At 70.3% G+C, this 6,052-nt stretch carries 4 protein-coding genes; all 4 read left to right on the forward strand.

From position 1 onward, the window contains the following. A partial coding sequence (locus tag ACFFNX_RS39275) for a substrate-binding domain-containing protein (RefSeq protein WP_378211240.1) occupies positions 1-1,805 on the forward strand: 1,805 nt, incomplete at its 5' end. Positions 1,806-1,997: 192 nt separating this feature from the next. Continuing rightward, a complete protein-coding gene (locus ACFFNX_RS39280; protein WP_378211241.1) occupies positions 1,998-3,497 on the forward strand; it encodes an RNA polymerase sigma factor in 1,500 nt (499 codons plus the stop codon). Between the two features lie 49 nt (positions 3,498-3,546). Continuing rightward, a complete protein-coding gene (locus tag ACFFNX_RS39285; protein ID WP_378211242.1) occupies positions 3,547-5,232 on the forward strand; it encodes an AMP-binding protein in 1,686 nt (561 codons plus the stop codon). A gap of 271 nt (positions 5,233-5,503) precedes the next feature. Continuing rightward, positions 5,504-6,052, forward strand: a 549-nt coding sequence (locus ACFFNX_RS39290; RefSeq protein ID WP_378211243.1) for an RNA polymerase sigma factor, incomplete at its 3' end; no start/stop codon positions are given.

The raw sequence follows: 6,052 nt of genomic DNA on the forward strand, positions 1-6,052 counted from the left end.
CACCTGCTGCACGGCCCGGCCAAGGCGGGCGCCGGCGGGCGGGTTCGGCCCCGGGTGGCGGAGGACGGCGGCGGGCCGAACGGCGCCGCTCGCTCAGTACGCTGATCGGTCCGCTCGCCGGCGCGATCGGTCTGGCCATTCTTCTCGGCGCGGGCGTGTACGCGCTCGCGGGCCCGCGGGGCTGCGGCGGCGACGCGATCAAGCTCAACGTGGCGGCGGCGCCGGAGATCGCCCCGGCCATCAGCAAGGTCGCCAAGTCCTTCGACGACGCGCGGCACTCGGTGAACGGCAAGTGCGTACGGGCGATGGTCAAGGCGTCCGACCCGGCCGGCATGTCCACGGTGCTGTCCGGCGGCGGGTCCGTGCCGGGCGAGGCCGACCCGGACGTGTGGATCCCCGACTCCTCGCTGTGGGTCACGCTCGTGCGCAGCACCGCGAAGGGGGCGTCGAGCGTCCATCTGACGCCGACCTCGCTCGCCAAGACGCCGATCGTCGTCGCCACGTCGCGGGCGTTCGCCAACAAGATCCACAGTGAGGGCATCCGCCCGACGTGGGACATGCTGCTCAAGGCCACCGACGCGCTCTCCGCGGGCGCGGTGAGCAAGAACGACATGCTCCCGGCCAACTCCGTACACCTGCAGATCCTCGACCCGAACCGCAACGCGGGCGGCATCGGCGCGGTGGTCATGACCCGCGAGCTGCTGCAGGGCGACCCGAACGCCGACCCGATCTTCACCCAGATCGTCCGCAACGTGCAGAACAGCCTCTCGCCGACGCCGCAGGCCCTGTTCGCCAGCTTCCACCGTGACCTGCACGGACGTGCGCCGGTGGTGATCGTGCCCGAGCAGGCGGTGTGGAAGTTCAACCGCGGGAACCCCTCCACCGCGGCCACGGCACTGTATCCCAGCGAGGGCCTGCTGAGCCTGGACTACCCGTTCACGCTGGCCACCGACGACGACGACAAGGTGAGCGCGGCCGGTCTACTCGAGCAGGCGCTCGGCGGCACCGAGGCGAAGAACGCCGTGCGCGCGCTCGGCTTCCGTACCCCCGACGGCCATCCGGGCGACGGCTTCACCAGCCAGAACGGGCTGAGCCCCAAGGCGCCGCGCGCGCTGCCGACCCCGGCCGCCGGCGATGTCACCGACGTCATGCAGGCGTGGACCAAGCTCTCCCTGCGCACGCGGATGCTGACTCTTCTCGACGTGTCGGGGTCGATGTCGCAGCCGGTCGGCAACGGCCTGACCCGCATGCAGGCGACCGCGCAGATCGCGCAGAACGGCCTCGCGATGCTGCCCGACGACACCGACCTGGGGCTGTGGACCTTCTCCACGAACCTGAACGGCCTGCTGGACTACCGGACCGAGGTGCCGATCGGGCCGCTGTCCACCCGCCTGGGTTCGGGCACCCGAAGACAGGCGATCCTGTCCGCTCTGGGCCGCGTCCGCCCGAAGCCGACCGGCAACACCGGCCTGTACGACTCGGTGCTCGCGAGCGTGCGGTCGCTGCAGAAGAGCTACAAGCCGGGCTACTACCACTCCGTCCTCGTGCTGACCGACGGGAAGAACGACGACCAGAACGGCATCTCCCTCACCGGCCTGCTCCGCACGCTGAAGAAGGAGGCCGACCCGGAGCGGCCCGTCATGGTCGTCTTCATCGGCTTCGGGCCGGACGTGGACATGTCCTCGATGCAGAAGATCGCGGCGGAGACCAACGGTGACGCGTTCCACGCCCTGAAGCCCCAGGACGTGCAACGCTTCCTGCTGGAGACGATCGCGCGGCGCATCTGCGCGCCCCAGTGCCACTGAAACCGCCAACACGAGTTCATATCGGTCTAATCATTCGGGAGAGGATTTTCTTGGACTAGTGGCAGGATCCTGTAAACCAGGCTCCCGGCTGCGGCGTCTTGTACGTGAAGGAGGCCCGACGGGAGCGGGGCGTCGGGCCTCCTTCTTCATTTCCGGGGGTCTGTCCGGGCATGACACTCTCGGGAGGAACCTGTGGCCGGTTGGCCCAGTCTCGGCCGTGTAGAGGATCGTCGGCTGGCGCAGTCGCTGCGCGACGGTGACACCGCCGCACTCGCGGAGATCTACGACTTCTACGCACCACGCCTGTTCGACTACTGTCACGCGCTGCTCCGCGACCAGGACCTGGCCGCGGACGCCCTGCACGACTCGCTCATCGCGACGCAGGAGCACATCGACAAGTTGCGGGAACCGGAGCGGTTCCGCAGCTGGATCTATGCCATCGTTCGCAACGAGTGTCTGCGGCAGCTCGCCGATCCCGACCGTCCCGAACAACGCCATGAGGCGCCCGAGCAGAACGAGGACGCGTTCCTCGACGCCGAGGAGCGCCAGCGGCTCGAGGACACCCGGCAGCTCGTGCACAGCGCCCTCGCCGGGATGGCCGCCCGCCACCGCGAGGCCATCGACCTGTCCGCGCGGCACGACCTGTCCGCCGAGGAGCTCGGCGGAGTGCTCGGCATCTCCTCCCAGCAGGCGACCGAGCTGGTCGCCCAGGCGCGCGACGACCTCGACAACTCCCTCGCCGCCGCGATCATCGCGCGTACGGGGCGTGGCGACTGCCCGAGCGTGGCCGCGCTCGTGGACGAGAACGTGTGGCCGCTGCCGTCGGACGTCGCACGCAAGCTGATCCGCCACATCGAGTCCTGCCCGGTCTGCCGCGATCGCCGCAAGCGCAAGGTCTCCACGAACCGGCTGATGCAGGTGCTGCCGATCGCGGCGATCCCCTCCGACCTGCGGATGGCCGTGCTGGCGCTCGCCGAGGCGCCCGACCAGCACGAGAACCGCACGCGCATCGCGCAGCGCGCCGAGCCGTTCGACGTCTGGGGCTGGCCGACGAGCATCGAACGCCGCGCACAGCCGGCCCGCAAGGAGCGGCGGAGCGGCGACGGGACCTCCTCGCACCTGATGCCGGCCATCGCGGTCGCGGCGTGCGTGGTGCTGGTCATCGGCGCGATCTTCCTGCTGACGAGCGGGTCGGACGGCCCGAAGAACGCGGACAACAAGGTCCCCGGCAACGTCGTGGCCGCTCCGAGCGACACTCCCTCGGACTTCCCCTCGCCGACCGACAGCGTCGAGCCGTCCCCGTCGAAGACCAAGCACTCGCCGACACCCACGCCCACCAAGCACACGCCGACGCCGACCCCGACCACCCACCGCCCGGCCCCGCCGAAGACCCACAAACCAAGTCCCAAGCCCACGCCGGGCACCCTGTCCGTCGACGGCAGTTGCGACATGGGCATCAGTAACAGCTGCACCGTCATGGTGAGGGCCGTCGGGGGTGCGGTGTCGTGGAACTCCTCGACCTCCGGGCCGGTGTCGCTCTCCCCGTCGGGCGGCAAGCTCGCGAAGGGCGGGTCGGTGCAGGTGACGGTGACGCAGAGCGAGGACGCCTGCCCGGACTCGAAGAGCGCGACGGTGTTCTTCTCACCGAACGGCTCCACCAGCGTCACCTGGTCGTGCGGCATCATCGGCTGATCGCCGCCGGTATTTACGTGATCGGCGGGGCAGTGCCAGGATGCGACACATGACCCCCGATGCCGCCACCTTCAAAGCGGCCCGCGATTTCCTCCTGGCGCAGGCCGAAGACTACGACGCCGCACGCAGTGGGTTCCGATGGCCCGACGCGCCCGGCCTCAACTGGGCCGTGGACTGGTTCGACGGCGTGCTCGCCGCCGAGTCGCCGGACGCCCCGGCGCTGTGGATCGTGGAAGAGGACGGCTCGGAGACCAAGCTCACGTTCGCCGAGCTCGCCGACCGGTCCAGCAAGGTCGCGGGCTGGCTGCGGGGCCACGGCGTCTCGCGGGGCGACCGGATCCTGCTCATGCTCGGCAACCAGGTCGAGCTGTGGGAGACGATGCTCGCCGCGATGAGGCTGGGCGCCGTCGTCATCCCGGCGACCACGCTGCTCACCCCGGCCGACCTCACCGACCGCATCGAACGCGGCGGCGTGAGGCACGTCGTCACCGGCGCCGGCGAGACGGCCAAGTTCGACGGTCTGGCCGGCGAGTGGACGCGCATCTCGGTCGGCTCGGCCGAGGGCTGGCTGTCGTACGAGGACGCGTACGCCGCCGAGCCGTACCCCGGGGGCGAGGAGACGACGCACGGCACCGACACGCTGCTGCTCTACTTCACCTCGGGCACGACGGACAAGCCGAAGCTGGTCGAGCACACCTACGCGTCGTACCCGGTGGGCCACCTGTCCACGATGTACTGGATCGGGCTGCGTCCCGGCGACATCCACCTCAACGTGTCCTCGCCGGGCTGGGCCAAGCACGCGTGGAGCAACTTCTTCGCGCCGTGGAACGCCGGCGCCTGCGTGCTGCTCTTCAACTACACGCGCTTCTCCGCGCCCGCGATGCTCGACGTGCTGAAGCGCTGCGAGGTCACGAGCTTCTGCGCCCCGCCGACCGTGTGGCGCATGCTCATCCAGGAGGACCTGTCCGCGTGGCGGCTCCCGCTGCGCACGGTGGTGGCGGCCGGCGAGCCGCTGAACCCGGAGATCATCGACCAGGTGCGGAAGCACTGGGGCCTGACGATCCGCGACGGGTACGGCCAGACCGAGACGACGGCGCAGATCGGCAACTCCCCCGGGCAGCCGCTCAAGCCCGGGTCCATGGGGCGTCCGCTGCCCGGTTACACGATCGCCCTGATCGACCCGGCCACCGGCGAGAAGGGCGACGAGGGCGAGGTCTGCATCGACCTGTCGGACCGTCCCGCGGCGCTGATGGTCGGCTACCACGGTGACACCGAACTCAACGACGCGGCCATGGCCGACGGCTACTACCACACGGGTGACGTCGCGACGAGGGACGCGGACGGCTACATCACGTTCGTGGGCCGTACCGACGACGTGTTCAAGGCGTCGGACTACCGCATCTCGCCGTTCGAGCTGGAGAGCGTGCTGCTGGAGCACGAGGCGGTGGCCGAGGCCGCCGTGGTGCCCGCGCCCGATCCCGTACGCCTCGCGGTGCCGAAGGCGTACGTCAGCCTGGCGGCCGGGCACGAGCCGACGGCCGAGACGGCGCGCGCGATCCTCGCGCACTGCCGGGAGCACCTCGCGGCGTACAAGCGGGTGCGGCGCGTCGAGTTCGCGGACCTGCCCAAGACGATCTCCGGCAAGATCCGCCGGGTCGAGCTGCGGGGCCTGGAGCACGACGAACGCCGCCCGGGGGAGTTCCGCGAGGAGGACTTCCCCGACCTGAAAGGTTGAGCGGCCGAGCCGGCGCCGGTCCGCCCGTACCCGGGCGGGCCCGTTCGCCGCGCCGGGGACTCCCCCGACGGCGCCGGTCGACCTTTTACCGTCACCGTCGGTCATTGCTCCCGGAAACAACGCCCATTTCGGTGACATTCAGTAGCCAGATATGACCTATTTGCCATTAAATCCTCCAAACTAGCTGTAGATGGTGGCAGGATCCTGTGAACCCACGCACCAGGTGGGGCGTCTGTGACCTCGTGCCCCACCAGTTCAGCAGGAGGACTCCGTGGCCGCATGGCCGAGTATCGACAGGGAAGCCGACCAGCGGCTCGCTCAGTCGCTGTACGCGGGTGACCCCCACGCCCTGCCGGAGATTTACGACTCGTACGCCCCACGGCTGTTCGACTACTGCCATGTCCTCCTCCGCGACCAGGAGACCGCGGCACTCGCGCTGCACGACTCTCTGATCACCGTCCAGGAGCGCATCGGGCGGATCCCCGACGCGCGCCTCTTCCGCGGCTGGCTGTACGCCGTCACCCGGGACGAGTGCCTGCGCCGCCGCGCGTACGCCGAGTTGCCCGTCGAGCGCCAGCGTGCGCCCGAGGCGGTCCCGGACGGGGCCGACGAGGCCGACGAGGCGACCCGCCGGCTCGTGCACTCGGCGCTGCTCGTGCTCAGCGGCTCCCAGCGGGAGGCGCTCGACCTGTCCCTGCGGCACGAGCTGGACGTCGACGAGGTCGCCGAGGTCCTCGGCCTCACCCCGCACGACGCGTCCGTGCACGTGGCCCAGGCCCGGCACGACCTGAACGACGCCTTCGCCGCCGTCGTCGTGGCG

This window comes from Actinoallomurus acaciae, assembly GCF_042429965.1.
Classification (GTDB): Bacteria; Actinomycetota; Actinomycetes; order Streptosporangiales; family Streptosporangiaceae; genus Actinoallomurus; species Actinoallomurus acaciae.

What these genes read in the sequence shown, in the direction of transcription:
- ACFFNX_RS39285 (WP_378211242.1), top strand. Translation starts at nt 3,547, where the DNA reads ATGACCCCCGATGCCGCCACCTTCAAAGCGGCCCGCGATTTCCTCCTG.